At 41.7% G+C, this 23,478-nt stretch carries 22 protein-coding genes and 1 pseudogene; 8 read left to right on the top strand and 15 right to left on the bottom strand.

Features of this window, described 5'->3' with window-relative positions; all coding sequences use genetic code 11:
• Positions 1 to 55 precede the first annotated feature (55 nt).
• Both ACQ5BJ_RS11620 and ACQ5BJ_RS11615 read right to left on the bottom strand, forming a co-directional pair.
• Complete coding sequence (locus ACQ5BJ_RS11620) at positions 56 to 610, bottom strand: hypothetical protein (RefSeq protein ID WP_289355148.1); 555 nt, start codon at positions 608 to 610, stop codon at positions 56 to 58.
• Positions 611 to 686: 76 nt separating this feature from the next.
• Positions 687 to 1,310 (bottom strand): immunity protein Imm33 domain-containing protein, encoded by a 624-nt coding sequence (locus tag ACQ5BJ_RS11615; RefSeq protein ID WP_005550305.1) that lies wholly within the window; start codon positions 1,308 to 1,310, stop codon positions 687 to 689.
• Positions 1,311 to 1,487: 177 nt separating this feature from the next.
• Between ACQ5BJ_RS11615 and ACQ5BJ_RS11610 the strand changes: the two genes are divergently transcribed.
• The 8 genes from ACQ5BJ_RS11610 to ACQ5BJ_RS11575 all read left to right on the top strand — a co-directional run bounded on the left by ACQ5BJ_RS11610 (position 1,488) and on the right by ACQ5BJ_RS11575 (position 8,066).
• A complete protein-coding gene (locus ACQ5BJ_RS11610; protein ID WP_430110322.1) occupies positions 1,488 to 1,961 on the top strand; it encodes a hypothetical protein in 474 nt (157 codons plus the stop codon).
• 415 nt (positions 1,962 to 2,376) lie between these two features.
• Positions 2,377 to 3,594, top strand: a complete 1,218-nt coding sequence (locus ACQ5BJ_RS11605; RefSeq protein WP_430109566.1) for a cytochrome P450 family protein — start codon at positions 2,377 to 2,379, stop codon at positions 3,592 to 3,594.
• A 391-nt stretch (positions 3,595 to 3,985) separates the two neighbouring features.
• Positions 3,986 to 4,402, top strand: a complete 417-nt coding sequence (locus tag ACQ5BJ_RS11600) for a GntR family transcriptional regulator (RefSeq protein ID WP_005550309.1) — start codon at positions 3,986 to 3,988, stop codon at positions 4,400 to 4,402.
• Positions 4,399 to 5,085 (top strand): ATP-binding cassette domain-containing protein, encoded by a 687-nt coding sequence (locus ACQ5BJ_RS11595; RefSeq protein ID WP_430109568.1) that lies wholly within the window; start codon positions 4,399 to 4,401, stop codon positions 5,083 to 5,085. Before ACQ5BJ_RS11600 ends, ACQ5BJ_RS11595 begins: the two co-directional genes overlap by 4 nt.
• Positions 5,082 to 5,927 carry a hypothetical protein gene (locus tag ACQ5BJ_RS11590; protein ID WP_005550311.1) on the top strand — a complete coding sequence of 282 codons (846 nt, stop codon included), beginning with the start codon at positions 5,082 to 5,084 and terminating at the stop codon, positions 5,925 to 5,927. Before ACQ5BJ_RS11595 ends, ACQ5BJ_RS11590 begins: the two co-directional genes overlap by 4 nt.
• Before the next feature lie 24 nt (positions 5,928 to 5,951).
• Positions 5,952 to 7,151: a hypothetical protein gene (locus ACQ5BJ_RS11585; protein ID WP_430109571.1), complete on the top strand. Its 1,200-nt coding sequence runs from the start codon at positions 5,952 to 5,954 to the stop codon at positions 7,149 to 7,151.
• A 206-nt stretch (positions 7,152 to 7,357) separates the two neighbouring features.
• Positions 7,358 to 7,840, top strand: coding sequence for a DUF2975 domain-containing protein (locus ACQ5BJ_RS11580; protein ID WP_430109573.1), 483 nt, complete (start codon positions 7,358 to 7,360; stop codon positions 7,838 to 7,840).
• A 10-nt stretch (positions 7,841 to 7,850) separates the two neighbouring features.
• On the top strand, positions 7,851 to 8,066 hold the full coding sequence (locus tag ACQ5BJ_RS11575) for a helix-turn-helix domain-containing protein (RefSeq protein ID WP_005550318.1): 216 nt from the start codon (positions 7,851 to 7,853) through the stop codon (positions 8,064 to 8,066).
• Between the two features lie 383 nt (positions 8,067 to 8,449).
• Here the strand turns inward: ACQ5BJ_RS11575 and mglC are convergent, their stop codons facing one another.
• The 13 genes and pseudogenes from mglC to ACQ5BJ_RS11510 all read right to left on the bottom strand — a co-directional run bounded on the left by mglC (position 8,450) and on the right by ACQ5BJ_RS11510 (position 22,575).
• On the bottom strand, positions 8,450 to 9,460 hold the full coding sequence (gene mglC / locus ACQ5BJ_RS11570; protein WP_040736642.1) for a galactose/methyl galactoside ABC transporter permease MglC: 1,011 nt from the start codon (positions 9,458 to 9,460) through the stop codon (positions 8,450 to 8,452).
• A gap of 25 nt (positions 9,461 to 9,485) precedes the next feature.
• Positions 9,486 to 10,997, bottom strand: a complete 1,512-nt coding sequence (locus ACQ5BJ_RS11565; RefSeq protein WP_197267711.1) for a sugar ABC transporter ATP-binding protein — start codon at positions 10,995 to 10,997, stop codon at positions 9,486 to 9,488.
• Between the two features lie 93 nt (positions 10,998 to 11,090).
• Positions 11,091 to 12,119 (bottom strand): galactose ABC transporter substrate-binding protein, encoded by a 1,029-nt coding sequence (locus ACQ5BJ_RS11560; protein WP_005550321.1) that lies wholly within the window; start codon positions 12,117 to 12,119, stop codon positions 11,091 to 11,093.
• 136 nt (positions 12,120 to 12,255) lie between these two features.
• A complete protein-coding gene (locus ACQ5BJ_RS11555; RefSeq protein ID WP_268623118.1) occupies positions 12,256 to 13,224 on the bottom strand; it encodes a substrate-binding domain-containing protein in 969 nt (322 codons plus the stop codon).
• Entirely contained in the window at positions 13,224 to 14,963 is a 1,740-nt protein-coding gene (locus tag ACQ5BJ_RS11550; protein WP_005550323.1) for a cache domain-containing sensor histidine kinase, read from the bottom strand. The genes ACQ5BJ_RS11555 and ACQ5BJ_RS11550 overlap by 1 nt, the downstream gene beginning before the upstream one ends.
• Before the next feature lie 7 nt (positions 14,964 to 14,970).
• Positions 14,971 to 16,572 carry a response regulator gene (locus ACQ5BJ_RS11545; RefSeq protein ID WP_430109576.1) on the bottom strand — a complete coding sequence of 534 codons (1,602 nt, stop codon included), beginning with the start codon at positions 16,570 to 16,572 and terminating at the stop codon, positions 14,971 to 14,973.
• 163 nt (positions 16,573 to 16,735) lie between these two features.
• Entirely contained in the window at positions 16,736 to 17,242 is a 507-nt protein-coding gene (locus ACQ5BJ_RS11540; protein ID WP_005550325.1) for a DinB family protein, read from the bottom strand.
• Between the two features lie 316 nt (positions 17,243 to 17,558).
• Positions 17,559 to 18,953, bottom strand: a complete 1,395-nt coding sequence (locus tag ACQ5BJ_RS11535) for an MATE family efflux transporter (RefSeq protein ID WP_430109578.1) — start codon at positions 18,951 to 18,953, stop codon at positions 17,559 to 17,561.
• A gap of 642 nt (positions 18,954 to 19,595) precedes the next feature.
• Positions 19,596 to 19,691: a putative holin-like toxin gene (locus ACQ5BJ_RS11530; protein WP_021255831.1), complete on the bottom strand. Its 96-nt coding sequence runs from the start codon at positions 19,689 to 19,691 to the stop codon at positions 19,596 to 19,598.
• Between the two features lie 168 nt (positions 19,692 to 19,859).
• Positions 19,860 to 20,525 carry a DUF695 domain-containing protein gene (locus tag ACQ5BJ_RS11525; protein ID WP_430109580.1) on the bottom strand — a complete coding sequence of 222 codons (666 nt, stop codon included), beginning with the start codon at positions 20,523 to 20,525 and terminating at the stop codon, positions 19,860 to 19,862.
• 187 nt (positions 20,526 to 20,712) lie between these two features.
• Entirely contained in the window at positions 20,713 to 21,114 is a 402-nt protein-coding gene (locus ACQ5BJ_RS11520; RefSeq protein WP_005550331.1) for a hypothetical protein, read from the bottom strand.
• Positions 21,115 to 21,238: 124 nt separating this feature from the next.
• Positions 21,239 to 22,007 (bottom strand): annotated as a pseudogene (locus ACQ5BJ_RS11515) (serine hydrolase domain-containing protein).
• 157 nt (positions 22,008 to 22,164) lie between these two features.
• Positions 22,165 to 22,575 (bottom strand): DUF4279 domain-containing protein, encoded by a 411-nt coding sequence (locus tag ACQ5BJ_RS11510; protein WP_206703727.1) that lies wholly within the window; start codon positions 22,573 to 22,575, stop codon positions 22,165 to 22,167.
• Between the last annotated feature and the right edge of the window lie 903 nt (positions 22,576 to 23,478).

Genomic DNA, 23,478 nt, shown 5'->3' with positions numbered 1-23,478 from the left:
TAAAGCTGTTGCTCGTTCTAGTTTCAACATTTGATGCGCCTCCATTATTATGCGTTTACGAGTCTCTCCAAACAATCCTTACGTTTGTTATTTCGTATTCTCTTGTTTCAGGCTCGTTTGATTCCGAAAATAGGCTCCGATATTCGGGCAATGCATCGTGTAAATCCTTTATAAACTTATACTCTTTGCCATCAAGCTTGTTTGTAAAATAGATATCATATCTCTTTACAACACCATGTATAATAGCTATCTGATAAGTAGTAAAAGGATTTGTTATTCCACCGCTATTCGTCATTTCCGCTTCGAGCTCATGTAATGATTTAAATTGTGTTAAAAACATGTCTTCATTGTGCCCAACGTAATCAAATAGCAAATAATCCCCCGCTACCATTTCTTCTCCCGATAAAGGGACTTCTCGCTTTCTGAAGTAATATACATTCTCGTCCAGATTCAGAGGATTCCGAAGAGGAAGATTGTCTTCTCCAATAACATCTACATATTCAAGAATGTAATTCACATTTTCCAGGAGTTCTTCCGATGTATATGAATTATCCATTAAGAAGGAGGATTTTGCTATGATTTCAGCTAAGCTTGATATTTTCATTTTCATGATCTAGTTTCCTTTCGAGTGTTTCGCATATTGTATTTCTCTGAGAGGCTCAGGACGCATTTTGCAATCCTTTCAACTATTCTTCCCATTCATAATCAAATACCTCATAAAACTCTTTCGTTTCAAGATTCCTTTCAAAGGCACATTGTGGCTCCCGATCTATAAACGCAAGAATCGAATCATCCATATTCAATACCTTTCCAATCGAAATAAATTGATAATTATCAACATCGTCAGGATCATGTTCTTCATATCCCGTAAAGAAACTCCATCCCGTATCCGATTCTGAGCCTTCATTAGGAAAGTCCCTTACCATAAAATTAAACTCATTTCGATCCAACACGTCGTTCGTTACAACGACCTTCTTCTCAAAATAATAATCCCAATTGACAGCGCTAGGATCGTGCTGCATCGTGTCACAAATATGTTCGATTCTAAAATGAATTTCTTGACCGAAAACTAAATCCTTGATAGATATCGGCTCATTCCGTAAGGTTCCAATCAGTTCATCACCTGATCGATGGATGATTTCAACCCACATTCTCTCCCCACAATATTCTGCATCTTCTTCATCACTGAGAAAGCTGAGCTTGACCAACTCACCAACCTCAACCTTGCTTAATACGTACTCACTTGGAACATAAAACGTATATGGCGCTTCCTTATGTTTTTCAACAACACTGTCCAAACTCCATGTCATTATATATGTATCTCCTTTGCACAATTGGAGGTTTCAGAATCATTCTACCCCGTTACATGAATCCCTCAAATAAAACTTGAAATTTACCTAATAAAGAATAAAATAATAAAAGTTGAAATAAGTTATCAATCTTTTGGCATCTTAGTTGATTACATTAGAAAAGAAGGAATAATTATGATGATGTTTTTGATGTTGGCATTAAGTCTAGGTTTACTATTTTTCATTCATTATTTATCGAACCATAAGATTCAATATGAAGCAAATCTTCCAAGTTCAAAGAAGAGATTTATCATAAACCTTTTGCAGTTCGTTAAATTTGCTCCTTTCATTGCTTTACTTGTTCTACTCGTACTGGTTTTAACAACTCTACATACTAAAGCAGGCATTCGACTCTCTCATGCATGGTATGCTGCACAATTTTGGGCTTATTATACGTTCCTGTATTGCATTTATATGATAACCAAGAAAAAACTTCTTCTATTTTCCATGATTATGTCTTTATTCATAGCCATTTATAACACGCCATTATTTCACTTTGAAAACCAATTTACAGGATATAATGTAGTTGTGGCTAATATTTTCGGAACTTTGATGTTTATCAATTTATGGATGGCAATCTCTAAAATTTTAGTGGAAATAAAAAACAAGTAGTACCTTTTGTACCTATGACAGACGGAACGGAAATAGCCAGTGAATTGAGGAAACTGCCACCATAACGTGAATCAAATCAAAACACCTTCAAGAGAATGACCTTATATCGTAAGATACGAGAGTCTACCTTGGAGGTGTTTTTACGTTGGCAATTCCCCCCCATGTAAATCAACTCGACCCTAGATAGCTTGTCTCTTAGGTCGGGTCGTGTAAGTTCTCCCATGATTCTACATCTAGTGTTCAATTATATAGATTCATAACTCCCTCAATCATACTTTGCTCAATCTTCAATGGGCCGGGGATAGCGGAATGAAATATATGTACGATATGGCATATTTATCTATTAATAGTATACTTATTAAGTGTGGTTATACCTGTCCGGTAACCGCAAAATATGAATGAAGGAGGCGCTTGAATGACCATAAGCCCGACACTCCCGTCGTTCAATCCATTTTCATCCGATTTCAAGGATCATGCTTATACGCTGTATGAGAAGCTCAGAGAACATGATCCGCTTCACCGAATTACTTTGCCGAACGGCAGAACAGCCTGGATCGTGACACGCTATAAAGATGCCGTAGCAGCGCTGAAAGCCGATTATTTGAGGAAAAATTTGTTCCAATTCGTCACGCCCGAGGAAATGGGACTTCCCCCGTTCCAAATGGATCTGCTAGTCAGACATATGCTGAATTCGGATCCGCCGGATCATACCCGGCTCCGTGGCCTCGTGCAAAAAGCATTTACCCCCCGCATGATTGAGAGGTTAAAGGAAAGTATCCAGAACATAGCGAATTCGCTGCTTGATCAAGTAGAGAATCAGAGATCCATGGAGCTGATTCAAGATTATGCCTATCCCCTTCCGATTATTGTCATATCGGAGATGCTGGGTCTGCCCAACGAAGACCGGGATAAGTTCCGCGAATGGTCCCATGCGCTCGTCTCAGCCATCAATGTGCCGGAGAAATATAAGCAAATCGAATCGGACATAGACGCTTTTACGGACTATATTACGAACCTGATTGAGCGGCGCCGCCAAGATCCGAAGGAAGATTTGTTATCCTTGCTTGTGCAAGCGGAAACCGAAGGGGACTCCTTGTCGGAAAAAGAACTGATATCGACCATTATTCTATTGATCATAGCCGGACATGAAACGACCGTAAATCTGATTGGAAATGGAATATTCACATTGTTGACTCATCCGGACGAACTGGAGAAACTTCGGAACACTCCTTCCTTGATGGATTCCACCGTCGAAGAGCTGCTGCGGTTCATGGGCCCGGTCGAATTCGCAACGAATCGCTGGATCGGAGAAGATTATGAATGGAACGGCAAGCTCATCTCGAAGGGAGACATGGTGCTCGTTGCACTTGCCTCAGCCAATCGTGATCCTGACTACTTCAAGGATCCAGATCGGCTGGTCTTGTCCCGGGAACGGAACCATCATATCGCGTTCGGACTGGGGATCCATCATTGCCTGGGAGCTCCTCTCGCCCGCCTGGAAGGACGAATTGCAATTGATACGCTCTTGCGTCGCCGAAGCCGGATGAAGCTGGCCATACCGCCCGAGCAGCTCGAATGGCAGCCCACTTATCTTATGCGGGGATTCGTCTCTTTGCCTCTACAATTCCAATAAGGCAGCGAACGCCGTTCACGCGGCTTGTTGTAGCGAAGCCCCTTCCTGCCACATTCCGCTTCCTGCTCCACTCCTTGTGGGGCGGGAGGCTTTTACCTGTTTGAACCAGGTATCTTACATACTTCATCAATAGGAACAACCTATGCCATATATTCGACATGGCTTTAACTACATAAGAAATAACTATCGTTTGTTAAATTAGAAGCATGAGCTCGATAAAAAGGTTGATTATCATCGGATGGATTGCACAAAATACAATGGCTAAGAACGATAACCCCTGAAGCCTGTGCTCAAAATCAAACTATTGACACAAAAGTGTATTACACGTATAGTACATGCATAAGATGTATGAACCACTTAGTACACACACTAACCGTATGGAGTTGGTTGTATGACAGAAGAACAAAAATTAGGTGTCAGCTTTAATGTTCGAGAACCGGTATATATTCAAGTTGTCCGCTACTTCAAGGAACAGATTGCTACAGGGCAAATCGGAGCGGGAGACAAAATTCCTTCACGGCGTGAACTGGCATCAGTAATGAAGATTAATGCGAACACGGTGCAGAAGGCGTATAAGGAAATGGAGGAACAGGGTTTGATCGTAACAGAAGGAAATTCCCCAAGTCGAATTACACAGGATCAGCAAATACTAAGCTCGATTCGTGCTGAATTAATCGAAAGTGCAGTCGATATATTCATCAGTTCCATTCGGAATATTCAAATACCAGTTGAAGAACTGGTAGATATTATAAAGACAAAATATACATCCGAGCGAAAGTTATCTCCAGAGGGTGGTGACACAAGATGATTCAGGTGAATCAGATGGTGAAGAATTATGGATTCAAGAAGGTACTAAATGGCGTTAGCTTCACTGCTGCCAAGGGAGAGATTACCTGCCTGATCGGAATCAATGGTGCCGGGAAGTCAACGGTGCTGAAGTCCATCATGGGACTGACACCATACAAAGGAGAAGTCTTAATCGATAATGTAGCACTAACACCTGTGATGTATGAGAAAATTACTTTCATTCCAGATTCGTTAACGATGCCCTCCAATATGCGAATTGCTGATTGCTTGAGCTTTATGGCTGACTTTTATCGGAATTGGAACACTGAACGTGCAAAGGAATTGCTTAAGTTCTTCCAACTGAGCTCTTCGGGTCGCGTATCCTCATTGTCTAAGGGAATGGCTGCGAAGTTAAATTTGTTGCTCGGACTTGCCTTGGATTGTGATTACATTCTAATGGACGAACCGTTCTCGGGGATTGATATGTTCAGCCGCGAGCAAATTGCTGATGTGTTCACGAGTGAATTGATCGAGGATTGTGGTGTGATTATTACAACTCATGAAATTAACGATATTGAGCATTTAATTGATAAATCGGTCTTGCTAAAGCACGGGAAGGTAGAACGTGAATTCTACTGTGAAGAAGTTCGCGAGCAGGAAGGTAAGTCCATTTCGGACGTAATGAGAGAGGTGTACATGAAATGAGCGCTTTTGTGAAGCTATTGAATTTTGAAATGAACCGATTTTCAAAAATATATATTGGACTCATGGCGCTGACAGTCGCCTTGCAACTTGCAGCAGTCACCATCGGTGCTAATCAGTGGCTGGATTCTGCGAATGAGGCAATGAGAGTGAATCACTGGACCCTTGAGCAATATCACAATGTGACTGGATATATTCAGCTAAACAGTACGGTGTATGATCACTTTAATAGACTTCTATATTTCGGATCCATATTTTTGAGCATAACAATGTTGCTAGTATATAGCTGCATCATCTGGTACCGTGACTGGAGAGGTAAAAATACAGTAGTATATCGCCTGCTCACGTTGCCATCTAATCGGGCGAATTTGTATTTTGCCAAGCTGGTTACGATCTTGCTATTCGTATTTGGATTTGTCGCCCTGCAAATTGTCCTTGTTCCACTGGAAAGTTTGATAGCACAGTCGATTCTTCCTGCTGAATTATATCGAACCATCTCGGTATTTGATTATTTGAAGCATCCTACTGTGCTTAAAGTTCTGGTTCCGCCCAACTTTTCTGAGTTTGTACTATACTATGGTCTGGTCATTACGGGCTTGATCGTCTTGTTCACAGCGATTCTAATGGAGCGGAGCTACAGACTGAAAGGGCTCGGCTTCATCGTACTATACATAGCGGTTCTAGCTGGATTAGCCTCAATACCCTATCTAATGGGTTATAGCAGATACGATAGCTACTTCTATCCAGGAGAAATCATAGGCGCTTGTATCGGATTAATAGTGATCATTGCTGGAGGTTCGCTTTGGTACAGCTTGTATCTATTGCGTAAGAAAATATCGGTATAATTGAAGGGGTATGGAGGTTAAAGAATGAGGAAATATATGGTTAACGCCATTCTTGCAGTGTTCGCGGTTATTACAATCGGGACGTATTATGTACAGGCTTCACAAGAGACACGACCTAATTATAAGCTGACGATGGTTCAAGGGGATGCTTCTCTCGTTGAAGGTATAGCTTTATACGGAAATTACATGAGTAAGGACAGTGTTTTTGGCATCGAATCAGCCTATATCACGACAAATGGTACAGAGTATACAGATAAAAAGTTAACGATAAGCCAAAGGTTCAACCGAAGACCAGTGAAAACGCAATTGGATAAATGGGTGGATCAGCATCGTCAGTTCATGCGTGGGAAGAACGACTTAGCTGGGTTCTATGAAAATCAGGATATACTTGCTTATGTGAATTGTACCGTAGATGAGCAGCAATCCAATAATCCATCAGCGAAGAAGAATGCTAAGCTCAGTATTTCTGTGCTTAACAAGCAGAAGGACAATACGCAGGAAATCAGATCCGTTATCCATGTAGATCATGATGTTTCAGATATCTTTGTACAAAATGTACAGCTTGTTGATCAGCATCTTGTTGCAATGGTGTCTTTGATTCACAGTGCCAAAGGTTATGTATATGAACCGCAGATTATCCGTGTTAATCTAACAACAAAAGAGATTACAAATGAGCCGCTCGCGTTACCAGGAGCTAAATCTGTAGCAGCAAATGGGGATAATCAATACGTAAGGTTAGCCAATCAAAATCTGGATCACACGGATCAATGGATTTTAAGTGTTAGTAAAGATAATCATAAAAAGTCATATCAAGTGGATGTTAAAACAGGACAAATCTCGCCGCTCGCGTTCCAAGGGCATGAAATGTTATTGAATAATATTATGAATGCTTATGGACAGAAAATTTATTTCCTGCAAAAAGCTGTATCGGGCAAGGAAAATATAGGATTCACTGTTATTTCTTACGATCTCGTTAGTAAAGAATATGAGACGATTCTGAAGAATACAAATATAGATTTAAGTGACAACATTACCTATGTTTTTAAACAAGACTATCTCTATATTATGGGTCATAAGAATTTCAAAGGTAATCGTCTATATGTATTCAATTTGACAAGCGGTAACCTTGAATACGAAGGAAAAGCAGTATCAACAGAGGCTGCAAATCAGGCTGAAGATGAAGCTAACATGGATTTGAATTATATCGATCTTGGTCAGTTTTAGAATTATTTTTAGAATGGAAAAAGAGAGATAAAGAGAGATAAAAAGGTGACAAAGGCCGAGCTAATGACTTTAATAGTCAATTAGCTCGGCCTTTTAGTTGAAAATATAAAACAGCCAACAATCACTGTTTTTCGATTAAAATATATTGTAAAACGATAAATTATGTGATAAATTCAATTCACAATAAATCTGTGAGGGGTGTTTTTATGGAAAAAGGATCAACACTTTTTTTAAGGGCTGCGGTTATTCTTATTGGAATCCCGGTTCTTGCTTTATGCATATTTGTGGTGCCGGGGATAGCGAGTTTCGCAGCAGAACTATATCCAGATTTTGGTTTAATGAAATATCTCATTGTCATCGATTTGTATGCCTCGGCGATACCTTTTTACTTTGCGCTGTATCAAGCTTTTAAGCTGTTAGGCTATATTGACAAGAACAAAGCTTTTTCGGAAATGTCTGTACGGGTTTTAAAGAAAATAAAATACTGTGCAATTACAATCAGTTGCTTGTATGCAGTTGGTATGCCACTCTTTTATCTCATGGCAGAGAGAGATGATGCCCCAGGGATTATAGTCATCGGCTTGATTATCATTTTTGCTTCCATGGTGATTGCCGTTTTTGCTGCAGTTTTACAAAAGCTTTTAAAAGAAGCTATTGCTATAAAATCAGAAAATGACTTAACTGTCTGAGGTGCAAACAATGGCGATTATAATCAATATTGACGTGATGCTGGCTAAAAGAAAAATGAGTGTTACAGAACTTTCGGAGAGAGTTGGAATAACAATGGCTAATCTTTCTATATTGAAAAATGGTAAAGCAAAAGCGGTGCGATTATCAACTTTAGAGGCAATTTGTAAGGCTTTGGAATGTCAGCCTGGGGATATATTAGAATACAAAAATGATGTGGAAACTTAAGAATGAAGTCAATAACACAACTATTGCATTTCGGATATCATCAGGCGGTGAGTTGCACGTTATTGGTTTGTTGCTGGTTGAATCAATTTCATAATCTAACCCCGTGCAGTGACAAGGTTTTTCAGACATAGAAAAAGGAGTTATCTTTTTCATGAATGACGCTACTAACAACAAGAGAAAGACCCACAAGGAACGAACAGATGATTGCACTAAGATTTAGTCGCTTCATGATTTGTCCTCCTTCAAATAAATGTAACCCATAATGGAACCAAGCAGCGTTCATGCCCCTCCCATTACTATACATTCCATCCCGCAAAAATTTCCACGAACTAACAAATACAATAACCCTCCCGTAAGGAAGGGTTTCAACCAAATCATTACCATTACTTCTTAGCTGCATATTTCCGCATATCGAAGGCAACAGCCGCTACGATGATCGAGCCTTTAATAATCAACTGCCAATACGGGCTTACGCCGATGAAGGTCAGACCGTAGTTAATGACCGTAAAAATCAGTACGCCGGTCACTACACCTGGAACGGTTCCGATGCCCCCAGTGGTCGATACGCCACCGACTACGCAAGCGGCAATCGCATCCAATTCGTACATATTCCCGTAATTATTTGTCGCTCCCCCGGTTCTTGCGGCTTCAAGAACCCCAGCCAGGCCATAAAGCGCACCGGCAATGGCATAGATATACACAAGGTTTTTTCCCACGTTAATGCCTGATACCCTTGCTGCCTGCTGATTCCCGCCTATTGCATACATGTTCTTGCCCAGTCTCGTTTGGTTGAAAACAATCCATACGATACACGCAACTGCGATTGCAATCACCACGATAATCGGAATGGATACGCCGCCAACCCCGATGCTTCCTGTTCCGAAATATTCTTTAAAATCTGGCCGCAACCCGCCGATCGGCTGCGAATGATTCGGAGCTGTGTCAAAGTATAAGGAGTTGACACCATACACGGCCACCATCGTACCTAATGTCGCTATGAATGGTGGCACCTTGAACTTAGCGACGATTACCCCGTTAATGAGTCCAAATATTAGGCCTACAACGACCGCTAATAGAATTGGTACGAATAACGGCAACTCCCCCAAATCGGGAAAAAACCTGCGCGCATAATCGGTTGTCTGCAGCATAGACGCAGACACGACTGCGGATAAACCAACAATCCTTCCCGCTGACAAGTCTGTACCGCCTGTAATGAGAACAAATGCAACGCCCAGTGCGATAATGACCCGTGTAGATGATTGATTCAGAATATCCCGGAGTGGATTTAATCCTAGAAATGACGGATCGTAAATCGCAATTCCGATAATCAAAACGGCTAGAACCATATAGATCACATTTTGGGACATAAAACTTTGAATTCGCTTCGCGTTCATCGTAGATCTCACCTTTCTCTGCCGCTTAATGCTGTGCCGCAAGCCTCATGATTTCCTCTTCCGTCGCTTCCTTTCCATTCAAAATCCCGGTCAATCGCCCTTCGGACATGACCATAATGCGGTCTGACATCCCGATGAGCTCCGGCATTTCCGAAGAGATCATAATAATGCTTTTGCCCTGCAAGGCCAGTTCAGCAATGATCGAATAGATTTCATATTTTGCGCCGACATCGATACCGCGGGTAGGCTCATCCAGCAGTAATATATCCGGTTCCGTCAGGAGCCAGCGTGCAAACAGCACCTTTTGTTGGTTCCCGCCAGACAGGTTCATGATGAGTTCGCGCGTAGATGGTGTTTTGGTTCTTAATTTCTGCACCATCGCATCCACTTCCGCCTTCTTCTTTTTCCCGTCTAACAGAAAATAAGGCTTGCGATAGTGCTCCAAATTCGCGATTGCCGCATTCTCATGCACCGATAGTACCGGGAAAATGCCAGTCACGCGGCGCTCCTCGGTTAACAATGCCATACCATGTTTCTTCGCAATGACGGGAGAATCGATCCGTACCTCCTTGCCTTGAATCGAGATAGTTCCCGATTGGATGTCCCGGAGTCCGAATAAAGCTTCCATCAATTCGGTGCGCTGTGCGCCTACCAATCCGCCGATCCCAACAATTTCACCGCGGTGCAAGTCAAAACTCACATGCTTGAATGATTTTGCTAGAGGAGAGGTCAACCCTTGAACGCGCATTACGACCTCGCCGGGCACGTTGTTCCGTTCCGGGAAGCGGTTCGTCAGATCGCGCCCGACCATACGGGAAATAATCAAATCCGTTGTTAAGTCGCATGCCGGCCACGTCCCGATTTTTTTACCGTCTCTCATAATCGTTACTTCATCTGATATTTGAAGGATTTCTTCCATTTTGTGCGATATATAAATAATGGCGACGCCATTTTTTTTCAACTCTCGAATGATTCGGAATAGCTGCTCAACCTCGACATCGGTAAGTGATGACGTTGGTTCATCCATTACGATAATGCGGGAATGGAAGGAAACTGCTTTGGCAATTTCGATGGATTGGATTTTGGAAACCGATAACGTGTGAACCATCGTCTCGGGCTGCAAATCGATATCCAGCTGCCTGAATAAATCACGCGTATTCTGTGCCATACGCTTATGGTCGATGAATTGTAGAGGGCCAAGCCCTCTTGTCGGAAATCGTCCCAGCCAAATGTTTTCCATTACATTCCGGTAAGGCACAGGGTGAAGTTCCTGATGAATCATGGATATCCCGATATTCAATGCCGCTTTTGAATTCGGAATCAGCACAGATTCGCCGTTCACCATAATCTCGCCTTCATCAGGGGCATACATCCCGAATAGACATTTCATCAATGTTGATTTGCCCGCTCCGTTTTCGCCCATTAATGCATGCACCGTTCCAGGACGCACTTGCAGCGTCACCTGATCCAGCGCCTTAACTCCCGGAAATTCCTTGGAGATCTTGTTCATTTCGAGCACAAATTCATGCTGGCCCATCCCTTTCGCCCCCTAATTCTCTTCGTAAAAAGAGGAGGGACGAATAGCGAATATTCCCCCTCCTCAATCTGAAGCCTATCGCAACGGTTCACATTACTTCGCGTCAGCCATATTGTCTTTCGTAATTTTCTTATAAGAAATCCAAATGTATTGATTATCTGTGATCTCATAACCTACATTATCCTTCGTAGGCTTCTCGCCTTTCGCGAGCACGCTAGCGAGATTGATCGCGGCTTTTCCTTGGTTTTTTGCATCGTTAAGAACGGTTCCAAGCAATGTGCCTTCTTCCAATGCCTGCAGCGCAGGCGCTGTAGCATCGACACCTACCACAGGAATATATTTGTTATCCTTGTAATAGCCATTCGCCTTCAATGCCTCAATGGCCCCCAAGGCCATATCGTCATTATTTGCAAACACGGCCTCAATCTTATCGCCATGCGCAGCCAAGAATGCCGCCATCTTCTCTTGCCCTTTTACGCGATCCCACATACCTGTGTCTTCTTGCAGCTTCTCGACTTTAATCCCCGCATCTTCGATCGCTTGGATTGAGTACTTCGTACGGAGTTCAGCATCCTGATGACCAGGCTCCCCTTTTAACATGACATATTGCAATACGCCATCCTTGTTCTTATCCGCTTCTGGGTTCGACTTCCAGTAATCTGCAATGAGCTGACCGGACATCGTACCGGATTCCTCCGCTTTCGCGCCGACATAATAGACTTTATCCCATTTCTTCATATCTTCCGGCAATGGCTCGCGATTCAGGAATACGACCGGAATGTCTTTGGCCATCGCCTTATCGATAATGACACCCGCTGCCGTACGGTCAACAGGGTTAACGACCAAGGCTTTAACCCCTTTCGTAAGAAACAAATCCACTTTATCGTTTTGGGTCGGCTGTGAATTCTGACTGTCCACGATATCGGCTTGGGCAATGCCTTTGGCTGAATCCGCAATCGCATTCCGTACGCCCGTCATGAACGTATCATCGAACTTATAAATCGCAACACCTACTTGCGGTTCACTGCCGCCATCCCCGCCTGTACCTTTTCCGCTCGCACAACCGGTAATGACAGCAGCAAATAATGCGCTCGCCATAATCAAAGCTGTTGCTTTCCTCATTTGATCTAGACCTCCTCCAACATCATTCCTGAATGCCCTTCAAAAGAATACGCTTTCATTATGATGGATTCCCATGAGAAACGGTATCGAAAATCCTCCTGAGTTCTATCGAAATTCTCATCACCTTGCGCCTCATTTATTTCACGAATGGAATCAACAGCTTCTGGTTTTCTGGCCACAGCATATTATCCAAATCAATTAGCTTGATGCCCGTATCCATTCTTTCAGGCACATTCCGCCCCTCAATAATATCCACGGCATTCTTTACAGCGAGATACCCGTTATTAAACGGATTCTGCAGGATCAGCGCCTGAACAACTCCATCTTGCAATAATCCCATTGTCTCGGGCGGACTATCGAATGCGATCACCTTCACTTTTCCGCCTTTGCCGGATCGTTGAATCTCTCGCCCTACGCCGATTGAAGACTCTGCATTTAATGCGACAATCCCGTCCAGACTCGGATATTGTGCGAGCCATCTGCGTGTGATCTCCTCCGCATTTCGTTGATTGGACTGCGAATATTGAATATCTACAACACGAACATTCGGAAATCTCGCCACATAATCTTGAAACCCTTCCTCTCGTTGACTCGCGTTTTTGGCTGCTTGGACAAAATTCATGACTGCAATCTGCCCAGATTCATGAATCAATTCGATCATTCGCTTAGCGGCCAGTTGCCCTGCTTCATAATTGTTCGTACCGACATACGTCTTCACGCGTGCAGACCCCACCTCTGAATCGATGGATATGATCGGGATGTTGTGGTAGGCAATTCGATCGGTCACTTGTGCCAACCCCATATAATCGCTTGCCGCAAGAATTACGGCATCTGGACCGTTCTGTATAGATTGATTCACTAACTCGATCTGGCCTGAAATATCATCTTCATCATTCGGAGCCAGGAATTGAAGCTTCACATTGAATTCCTTAGCCGCAGCCTCAGCCCCGCTCCTCAGTGTATTCCAGTAATCGCCTTGATTCATTTTAACGATCAGATCAATGACGAACCTATTATCCGACATCACATCGGTTTGAATGGAACACGATGATAGGGAGAAAGAAAGTGACAAAATCGCGACTAAGAATAGATTCATTCGCTTCATCACTCGTCCTCTCTTTCATTCCGGACAATGGGAAGCCAGATTTTAACCATCGTGCCTTCTTCCAGCTCGCTCTCGAACTCCAGTCCGTAGCCTTGACCGTAGCATAGCTGAATTCGATCATGAACATTTTTCACGCCTACGCCTGAGCCCCTTTCGCTTCTTACCTTCTTCGTTAGTAGACCCTTCAAAATCTGTGGCGGCATGCCTAAGCCGTTATCCGTTACTTGCAACATCAATTTATCTTCTACAATAGCGGCTGTTATGGTGATCATTCCTTCCTCCTGCATCATCTCAATCCCATGCACGATCGCATTTTCGACGATTGGCTGCAAAATAAGCTTCATGGTCATGCAATCCAGCGCCTCATCTTGAATATCAATTGCATATTGAAACTTTCGCTTATAACGAATGGTCTGAATAATTAAGTAATGCCTTACATGCTCGATCTCTTCCTTCACGGTAATGATGTTCTTCCCTTTGCTCAGGCTAATCCGAAAAAATCGCGATAAGGACGTAATTGCGGTAACAGCCTCCCTTGTCTCTCCCCGCTCCGCAAGCCGAATGACCGAGTTCAAGGTGTTATATAAAAAATGTGGATTGATCTGTGCTTGCAGCACGTCAAGTTCACTCTTGCGCTTCGCCTCTTGCTCCACAATAATCTGATCCATCAGCTGCCGAATTTGCCGAAGCATCATGTTGAATCGGTTGGACAATTGATCCACTTCATAAATGCCAATCGTCGTAATCGGTACTGTAAAATCCCCTTTTCCAATACTTTTTGCTAATTTTGCCAGATTCTGAATGGGCTGTGAGATTCTCGCGGATACGATGATCGACACGAGCAGCACGAACAATATGACGATGACGAGAAACCACAAAATAAAAGTATTCAGTTCTGACTTGGCCGTTACGATCTCATCTCTGTAGGCGACGCCTACAACCTTCCAGCCGATCGGATTCACCGTTTTGATCGTAATCAACTTACTCTCGTCACTCGTGTTATCTTGGAAGCTACCGTACGCATAGGTAAGGACGCGTTCTAAGTTCTCATACTTTAATCCTGCATAGATCAATTGCTGCTGCGGATGATAGACGATATTGCCGATGGAATCGATGATGTAGATATATCCTCTCTTGCCGAAAGAAACTTGCTTACTCAATTCATTGATCGTCTTGAAGTTCATATCGATAACTAACACACCTTGATCAGGCTTGCCTGCCCCCGCACGATAGGAAGCTTGCTTACTGATGGAGACAGCCCATTTATAAGTGGTTTTAAATAAATTCTGAATATGAGGTGATGAAAAAGATAACTGATCTGGACGCTCCATAGCAGATTCGAACCAGCTTTGCCGCTCTAATTGTGTATTGCTCCGCATGGGCAGTTCAGGGGTGTTGAATACTAGCTTTCCCTGCTTGGTAAACAAGGCGATCGAAATCAAATCTTCTCTTGTTTTCATAATGGTTTTCAGTTGCTCAATTAAAATGGGGTTCGTTACGGAAGAACTCTTACGAATCAGGTCTTGAACGACGTCGAAGATACTTGTCATGTTTTTCACATATATCTCCAGGTTATAGTTAACCTGTTCCACGACTTGCTGAATATTCAAGTCCGCATTTTTCTCCGCCGTATTAGAAAATTTGTTGTACAGCATAATGCTGACTATACACACCGCTGCCACGGTAATGAATATAAACGTTTTTGCAATAATAAACTGAATGCTCTTGGTGTTTACCATAATGCCTTCACCCTCGATCCCGATTGCGGTATTCCTTGGGCGACAATCCGAAGCGTTTGCGAAAGCAGAAGCTGAAATAATTCGGATCTGCATATCCTACCTTTTCGCCAATCTCAAATGCTTTGAGATCCGTCGACCGCAGCAGTTCCTTCGCCGCTTCCATTCTTAGCTCCAGCAGGTAACTTACGAAAGTAGTTTTGGCTTCCTTTTTAAAAATATGGCTGAAGTATCCTGTGCTGATGTGCAAATGCCTGCATACCATAGGAATCGAAATATTCGGATCCGCATAATGTAGTTTCATATACGCTTTTGCCTCATCCACCAGTTTCCTGTAGCCAGTCTGCCGCTCGACGGCGATGCAATTCATGATTTTCAGACATCGTTGAAGCATCCAATTCTTTGCCTCTGACGCATTATTGCAATGATAGATTTCCATCAAAGGGTGTACGGTACCTCCAAGGTGCTGCTCGTATTTTACGTCCATATCTTTCACTACTTTCATCATAGCTGTCCACATTTCGATCCAATAGATTTGGAAGTCTTGCAGCGACACCTCTTTGGATGATTCCACGATAGCAAACAGCTCGTCCATCATCGTCCGCGCTTCTTCTATCGTCCCTACCTTCATACAGCGGATTAAGGCCTGCTCCTTCATATCATCGAATACAAGCGGATTCACCCGCTTCGCCTCTACATCTTCAATCCAGATGACGCGATGATTTCCGTGAATCAATCGATAATGCAGTGCCTGTACCGCTTCCTGATAAGAAGAGGCCAACTCGGACAAATCGTTTACGACAGTTCCCACGCCAATTGTAACTGTTATTTTGAGAAATCGGTGGACACTCTGAAGAACTTCTTCTACGAGCCCGATCGTCTCCCGACTCATTCTTTCTTCCTCTTGACTTATACTCATCGTTAACACAACGACATGATCATGGTGAATAAATACCCGTCCCGGCATATGCTTCAACATGAGCTCTTCGGCAATGTTACATACGGCGAATTGCACTAAATACCGGTTCTTCTCTTCTTTGTTATGATCCATTTGAATTGCAGAGACCAAGTAAGCGGAACCCGATAAATCCATCTCATAGCGCTCGCATTTCTCTTGAATGTCCTCCAAAAAGCACTTGCCTGTAAGGAGAGAAGATAGAAAGACATGCTGCAATACGGGCAAGCTCTTCCTATAATGATCCTGTAAGGTTCGTAGATTGTTCTTCTCCGCAACCTCCTGATCCATCTGCTGCTTGACCTTCACCAATGCGGCTTGCAAATCCAAAGCGGAAAATGGCTTGAGCACGTATTCATCAATTTGGAGCTTGATCGCCTTCTGCGCATATTCAAATTCATCGTAGCCCGTCAGGATTATGATTCTGATCGATGGATCATGGCTGCGAATCCATTCCGCCAACTGCAATCCATTCATGAAAGGCATATGAATATCGGTCACCACAATATCCGGTTGCAATCTTTCAATGTACTCCATTGCCTCTTGACCATTCTCTGCCGTCTCCACGACCGAAAACCCTAATGACTCCCAATCAATTTCATGCAGCACACCTTCTCGTACGTCTTCTTCATCATCAACGAGTATTAATTTGTACATGGGCATCCTCCTTTTTCAATAAAATATTAAAAAAAGCCGGCAATCGAATGCAAGCGTAAAGTTGCTTTCAATTACCGGCTGTTGCTCGTATGAAATTCGCTAGTGAAATGACTTCACCTGTATATTTCGGAATGAAATGACCGCATCTTCCGCATGCCAGTCTTTATCTAACCCCATTTATAATATCTTGAATTTGTTGAATGTGCCTTTCTTCATGTACGTACGTCGATTTCACCCAATCAATCAGTAACATCTCTTTAAAAGCAGGGTGAACAAAATGTCTTCTACTCAGTATCGATGGATCCACTATCGCGTTTAGCATCTCAACAAACTGTTGTCTAGAACTGTTTAGCTTTGCAATGATGTCTTCATATTCGAAACGTTCATCCGTTGGCTTTACAATGTCCGGGGCCGCTAGCTTTATTTTTCTGTCCAGCAGCGAATCGATTGATTTGTGTTCTACGGATGATTCTTCTGTGCTCTGCAACCCCCGCTTAATGGCAACGACATATATTTCTTCTACCTTGGCAAGGTGTTGACATATCTGACCGATAGTCCAACTATCTTCGTCTTTTCGTTCATTCAATTGGTCTTCCGTTAATCCTTTCAGAATTCCAAGCAGTTTGTCTCTTGTTTCCTTTAAGTTCTGCTTGATTTCTTGCAGTTCCATAGAAACCTCCCTTTCATAAATGTTGTGATGAAACGGTTAGAACGCATTGCGAAGTGGTAGTCAGATGGGTGTAAAATTGCATTATAGATGGGATGCGCGATGCGGATAAATGTAACTGATGATGTATAACTGGGCCGCTACCTATCATATGGCAATATATTTCATTTAGAATATTCCACGAAATACCACCCTCTTCCTGCCTCTCGGAGCTATCCAGTGTACAAGAACAAAAAAAGACAGCGTGACTCCTCTTCTTAATAGGAATTCGCTGTCTTTTCTTTGTCTTCAAAAGCTAATGTAATGGCTCTTGAAACTATCAAATCAACTTTCGGCTATACCACTTCTCCCCGCGGAAACGCCAGAGGAAGACGGAGCCGCGGATCCCCCACTCCGTGACCATTGCGATCCATACCCCCATAATACCAAGGCCTAGCGGTATCCCGAGTACATAGCCCAGAATGACGCGGAACAACCACATCGAGAGCATAGCGGTAATCGAAGTAAAGTTGGAATCGCCTGCTGCGCGAAGAGCCGATGGCATAATAAAGCTGATCGACCATAAAAATGGCTGGGTAATCGCAATCAGCACCGTAAGTGTAAAGATCTCCGGAATGATCTCTGCGGGAGGAGAGAACAATCTCACGATCCAAGGGAATAAAGGCATGAGAATCACTGCCGCAATAACGAATATGATGGAGGACAACCACAGAAATGACTTGATAAACTTCCTCGCATCCTCAATGTTGCGTCGTCCGATGCATTGGCCTACGACCGTGACGATCGCGATGCTCAAGGCATTCGCTCCGATCTGGAACACAAGCGATATGGAACCGCTTATGGCATTGATCGTGATCGCAAGCGTACCGAGCTGAACGATAAACGTCTGCGTCAGCAGCTTCCCGCCGTTAAAGAACATCTGCTCCGCTGCAAATGGAATGCCGATAATCATAATTTTTTTCAAAATTGAAAAATTCAACTTCAGTGCATTCTGAATTCGGAACTGCAGCGTCTGATTGATCTTCAACAAATAAATTAACGATATCGCCATCCCCAGCACACGAGCCGTAAGCATAGAAATGATCAATCCGACTACGCCCATATCGAATACCGTAATGAACAATATATTTAGAAACAGGTAGGTCAAGTTCATAATGAACGATAGACCCAAACAGGCCTTCGTCTCTGCCACGCCGCGCAACGCCCCCGTCACAGCTTGGAAAATCGCAATGAACGGATACGTGAGGCAGCTCCCGATCAAAAAAATCCTTGCGTTATCCAATACATCCGCTTCCGCACGACCGAACAATAAGTCTAGTGTGGGGTTATGAAAAATAATAACGACCGCGCTGATCAAAATCGACAGCAGCGCAACTGCCGATATGGCTTGAGCAGCTGACTTCGATACCATATCTGCATTGCCTCGGCCTTTATACTGTGCTACGATGACGGTTCCCCCCGTCGCCACAGCTACAAACACGTTGACCAAGAAGATGTTCAACGAGTCCACCATGCTGACCGCACTAACCGCCGCTACTCCCGAGGAGCTGATCATGGCCGTATTCAGCAGGCTCATCAAAATAATAAAAGCTTGATCCACAAATATCGGAATAATAATCGCGATAATTTGCTTATAATCAAGCGTTTCTCCTGTGAAATATTTATTCAACAGGAAGGTCGTTCTTCTCTTTATACTGGGAACAATTGTACTCACCGTATCATCTCTTCTTCGTGTATTGTGCCAAGGATCCCCTTGACCTTACATAGTGACGCACTATTATACCACTCTTTTGAGAAGATGAAAGTGAGCTTTGCTGCCTTATTCACGCATATTTCGTGGTTTTCGAGCAGAGTACTTGCTTTTGCAGTCATTTTATGTACATATGGCAGAGATACGGCTTCATACTCGCCTACACATCATGTCCAATCATAAACATACTTTACGGTTGAGTTCGAGATTACTCCTACAGAAAGTTCCTTTATACTGTCCCAGTGAGTTCTAATTGCCAGTCGCCAGTCATAGTATCATTGTTTCTCGTATCGTGTTTTACTATTTCGCTTTTAGAAAAGTATCTAATCGTTTTCCCATTTTCAATTGTATACTCAATTTCATTTTTTGTACTACTACCGATATAACCGTCGCATCTTAAACCCAAGAGGCTTTATGGAGAAAAAGGATCTTTTGTTCTATTTCAACAATTCAGACCTTTGATACATCTTTTCGATTATGGTACTATATATGTAATAAAGACCAAGTGCTGCGAACACTTGGTCAATACAATTGGCTTGGATGGGTAATCCCTTCTTAGTCAATACGGAGTTAACCCACCTTTGGCTGCAACCTTGGGGTGGGTTATTACTTTCTCTTGTTGTTATGATTAATGTATGTTAAAAGAGCAAGAATGAACGTTCCAAAAAGGAGCATGATCGTTATTGCATCTTTTACTTCCATGGCTTCACCCCCTTTCGAAGGGAAACCATGCCCACCCAAGATTCAATTGTAGTTATATTTTACCTTTATTCACACTTGCGTACAAGTGTTCTTATCTTGTTTTTTGAATATGGTACTATAAAAATATTGTTTCAATTTGAGCCTGGCGAAGGGGTCTCTCCCCCTAATCTACTTTACTACTGTAGTTCCCCATCCATCATATTCATCATTACATTCTCCTGCTATATCAACAAGAATATCCGTAACTTCATTTATCAAATGGAAGTCGACGTAATCAGAACGATAGACATGAGAATAAATTTTATCGTCATTAGGAGCATCTAATTCGATTTCGAATCCTAAAAGTTTAACCTTAGCATCGAAATTTTCTTTATCTTCAATAGATTGAAAATAGACCCAGTGATCTACTTTTCTCACATCTTCAAACGTATCCCCTGACTCTCGTAACTGCTCGACAACTCTTCGATTCCCCATATGTTGAATTTGATACTTGTTAGGGTAAAGGTACTCAAAATAAAAATCCCAAGGATTTTCCTCTTCAAGATGAAGAACCTCTGTCTCATATCCATGTTCCAAGAAATACGTCTCTGCTGCTTTTTCTAGCTCGTAAGGTTTAGAAAAATAATAAAATACATCCCGTATCCCATCAGTAGTCACCCTGCCAACATGGAATCCAAAACCTGCACTTTCATCATTGATTTTGTCTTCTAGGTCGTTGATTAATTTAGCCTCTTCATTAATTGGAGTACCGCTTTCTCCAGGGTTCTTGATTCGTATTCTTAAAACCATCGGATGTGGATACTCAGATTTCTCAATTTCCTTCCAGATATCCATATCCTATACAACTGATGCAAATTTACCTTCAATCTCACAAAAATAAATATCCCAAGGATCAGACATATCGATCTATACCTCCTAGGAAATTTCATCTTCTTTATACTATTTGCGGATCAAGCGCTTAGCCAAACATATATTTCGACAAAACCTTACTCAATCTTTCGTGTAACGTTGCTTCCTGCTTTTATTTCTTTAATCTTAATTCAAATTCTTGACATGCGATAACGAAAACGTCGTCATATGTATATATTACATATTGCTTCAGCTCTAGACCTCTTGCATTCTTTATATCTCTAAGTATTTTTGTATTACCTATTTCCACGAAGCTACTACTTTCATGGTAGGAATGATCAAACATCTGTAAACTTACATCTAACTCAACCATATTAAAATAATAAACTTTCTTAAATAACAATTCATATCCAATAAACTCATCATCATCTGCTTCTGTACATAATCCTCCGCTTATCTCGCCAATTAACGTAACTTCATTCTTTTGATAATTGAATTGAATATCATCTAAGAAGATCGCGTCTCTTCCATGAATTTCACCCAGTTCGGTTTTTATCGCTTTGATTTTTTCCATCTCTTTCATCCCTTTCTAGCCCGATGCGTAGATCGTTGTTAAGTGATGTTCATCTCTTCCAGAGTTCTCGATCATAAAAGTCTAAGCTGAGAGACCTTCCGACGTCCTTATAAAATCTTTACTTTCATAATTCTTTATAGATTACTTCATCTATTTTACTTGCTATCATACCAGCACCCTTATTAATATTTCCGATAATATGTGCTTGTAAATTGCTTTTTGGATATACGGATGACTGCATAATTACTCCCGGGTCACTACCCATTACAAAGTATTTAAAAATGGTGTTATCAAACACTAACATCCAAACACCATATCCGTAATACGTCTGGTCATTGTCCTTGATATGTGGAGTCAACAAAATCATCCCACAGCGTTGAAATATATTCTTCTCCACGTAATCTGTAAATTCCATCCCCGTAATCTGCTCCACTACTAAACCTAATAGAATAAAACCTGCATTATTGTAGGAGAATCTCTCTCCTGGATAAAATTCCATTTGACCATTCTGGTGATTGAATGGAATACATGGGTAAGACCTTCCATAGTTCTTCAAAATCATTCATGAACTCTTCATCAAAATAATCTGGTATTCCTGAACTATGGGTTAATAAATGATGTATTGTAATTTCGGGATCGAAATTAGGAAAAGAAATATCTAAACAATCTTTTAAATATGAATCAATAGACAGTACCCCCTCTTGAACAAGCTGACATATAGCAACCGAAGTGAAAATTTTACATCCAGATGCTATCCCAAATCTCGAATAAGAAGTATTTTGTATTTTTTCGGAGCGATTTGCATATCCATATCCTTGCTCAAACGTCTTTCCTTGTTGTTGGAAGAATATAGCTCCTGAAAAGGGTAGTATTTCATTATGTTTCTCAATAATATTTTAAATCGATTGAAAGAGATTCATTTTATTGCAGTTCCTTTCTTTACCTCTGGTGGTTTCGAATTACATCGGGCTGATCAAGGGGGCTTGACCCCCGCAGCGTAGATACATTGTTATCGGATGTTCATGCCTTCTTTGCTTCAACTAAAAACCTCTATGCAAAATCATATACATCAAAGTGAATTTCAGCATTTATTGTTCCAGCAAATTTAATAATTCTTTTATCTAAATAGAGTGCCGGTCCTTGCCCATCCCTTACACATATAACAATCATAAATAAAAATTCTATTTCAAATTCTTTTGATAGCTCTATCAATATATCTTTTCTTGATTCTAATACATTTAACACCTGATTTACTTGGTCCATAATGTCATATGATTCTTCGTATTCTATTCCGTAATTCCAGACGGTTTCTTTCCTTAAAAGTAAAGAAGGTTCTTTACGAATTACATCGCCTTTATTATATGATTCAGTTGGATTTAATAATAGTTTCTCAGTTACCTCATCAATCGGAAAAGAATCCCCGAATATACTAAAGTAGACTTTTATATGTGTATTCTCCAATGATATACACCTTCTTTATATTTGTTAATAAAGTAATCGCATGAATTTCCGACAACGTCTTTTTTTTGCGAAGTTCGCAAATACGTTATATAAGGTTATATTTATGAACTTCGCGAATACCTGCAAATTCACGAGATTGTTCGAAACCTCCCTGCCGCCTCGAGAATGAGTAGTCTTTTACATCTCTTTTTCTTACTCCCCTATATCACTTATTATCCGATCGAACTGACTCATGATGCGGCCGGATAAGATCATTGCTGTATACTCACTCTCCCCTAAGTATACCGACAGTGTGTAATATTGGAAATATCATCTTATATACAAAGAGAGACACCTCCTCCGCCTGTAGGCAGATTACAGTGTCTCTGAAAAGAACGATGAATATCCTTTTTTATAGTTCGGTAATCCTCCAATGGTACATTTTGTTCTCCTGACTGGTTGTTATCTATGAATAGGTTATTCGTAGCCTGTTCCCACGATTAATCTCAATATAACCCCCATAAAAAACCCAATAGAACTACAATAATAATATGGAATAGTGGAAGGAATAATATCCACTGGTTCACATGTGCGTTTCTACTGATTCTATAATGATTAATCGCATATAAGTACGACAGAGGATACGCACTTGACATGGATATAAAAAGAAACACAATTGTGATCAAGAATACACTTTCGTTTCCAGTCCGATGTGCAGCAAGCGCCATTAGGTTCGCGAGTAATACAAAGGGATAAATAAGTAGAGGTAGACCCTCTAGGACTAATAATAAATAAACAAGCGGTTTTCGTGCTCGATTGCACGTTATACTCCCTTACCTTATTAGGGTATTATAATAAAAGTAAAGTGCGCTAACACTTGGCCTTTCCAATTTAAAACGAATGATCGGACAACGTAATCTTTCT

Origin of the sequence: Paenibacillus sp. B1-35 (genome assembly GCF_050474385.1) — a bacterium.
GTDB classification, from domain to species: Bacteria; Bacillota; Bacilli; order Paenibacillales; family Paenibacillaceae; genus Paenibacillus_B; species Paenibacillus_B alvei.
Note: the sequence above shows the minus strand (reverse complement) of the source record. Positions and strands in the feature narration are given on the sequence as shown.

Bases quoted from the DNA above. Each gene is read 5' to 3' on its own strand.
- ACQ5BJ_RS11595 (WP_430109568.1), top strand. From the start codon at position 4,399: ATGATTCAGGTGAATCAGATGGTGAAGAATTATGGATTCAAGAAGGTA.
- ACQ5BJ_RS11585 (WP_430109571.1), top strand. From the start codon at position 5,952: ATGAGGAAATATATGGTTAACGCCATTCTTGCAGTGTTCGCGGTTATT.
- ACQ5BJ_RS11620 (WP_289355148.1), bottom strand. From the start codon at position 610: ATGAAAATGAAAATATCAAGCTTAGCTGAAATCATAGCAAAATCCTCC.
- ACQ5BJ_RS11520 (WP_005550331.1), bottom strand. From the start codon at position 21,114: ATGGAAAAAATCAAAGCGATAAAAACCGAACTGGGTGAAATTCATGGA.
- ACQ5BJ_RS11575 (WP_005550318.1), top strand. From the start codon at position 7,851: ATGGCGATTATAATCAATATTGACGTGATGCTGGCTAAAAGAAAAATG.
- ACQ5BJ_RS11560 (WP_005550321.1), bottom strand. From the start codon at position 12,119: ATGAGGAAAGCAACAGCTTTGATTATGGCGAGCGCATTATTTGCTGCT.
- ACQ5BJ_RS11545 (WP_430109576.1), bottom strand. From the start codon at position 16,572: ATGTACAAATTAATACTCGTTGATGATGAAGAAGACGTACGAGAAGGT.
- ACQ5BJ_RS11590 (WP_005550311.1), top strand. From the start codon at position 5,082: ATGAGCGCTTTTGTGAAGCTATTGAATTTTGAAATGAACCGATTTTCA.
- ACQ5BJ_RS11540 (WP_005550325.1), bottom strand. From the start codon at position 17,242: ATGGAACTGCAAGAAATCAAGCAGAACTTAAAGGAAACAAGAGACAAA.
- ACQ5BJ_RS11610 (WP_430110322.1), top strand. From the start codon at position 1,488: ATGATGTTTTTGATGTTGGCATTAAGTCTAGGTTTACTATTTTTCATT.
- ACQ5BJ_RS11580 (WP_430109573.1), top strand. From the start codon at position 7,358: ATGGAAAAAGGATCAACACTTTTTTTAAGGGCTGCGGTTATTCTTATT.
- ACQ5BJ_RS11615 (WP_005550305.1), bottom strand. From the start codon at position 1,310: ATGACATGGAGTTTGGACAGTGTTGTTGAAAAACATAAGGAAGCGCCA.
- mglC (WP_040736642.1), bottom strand. From the start codon at position 9,460: ATGAACGCGAAGCGAATTCAAAGTTTTATGTCCCAAAATGTGATCTAT.
- ACQ5BJ_RS11600 (WP_005550309.1), top strand. From the start codon at position 3,986: ATGACAGAAGAACAAAAATTAGGTGTCAGCTTTAATGTTCGAGAACCG.
- ACQ5BJ_RS11525 (WP_430109580.1), bottom strand. From the start codon at position 20,525: ATGGATATCTGGAAGGAAATTGAGAAATCTGAGTATCCACATCCGATG.
- ACQ5BJ_RS11550 (WP_005550323.1), bottom strand. From the start codon at position 14,963: ATGGTAAACACCAAGAGCATTCAGTTTATTATTGCAAAAACGTTTATA.
- ACQ5BJ_RS11555 (WP_268623118.1), bottom strand. From the start codon at position 13,224: ATGAAGCGAATGAATCTATTCTTAGTCGCGATTTTGTCACTTTCTTTC.
- ACQ5BJ_RS11565 (WP_197267711.1), bottom strand. From the start codon at position 10,997: ATGGGCCAGCATGAATTTGTGCTCGAAATGAACAAGATCTCCAAGGAA.
- ACQ5BJ_RS11605 (WP_430109566.1), top strand. From the start codon at position 2,377: ATGACCATAAGCCCGACACTCCCGTCGTTCAATCCATTTTCATCCGAT.
- ACQ5BJ_RS11530 (WP_021255831.1), bottom strand. From the start codon at position 19,691: ATGGAAGTAAAAGATGCAATAACGATCATGCTCCTTTTTGGAACGTTC.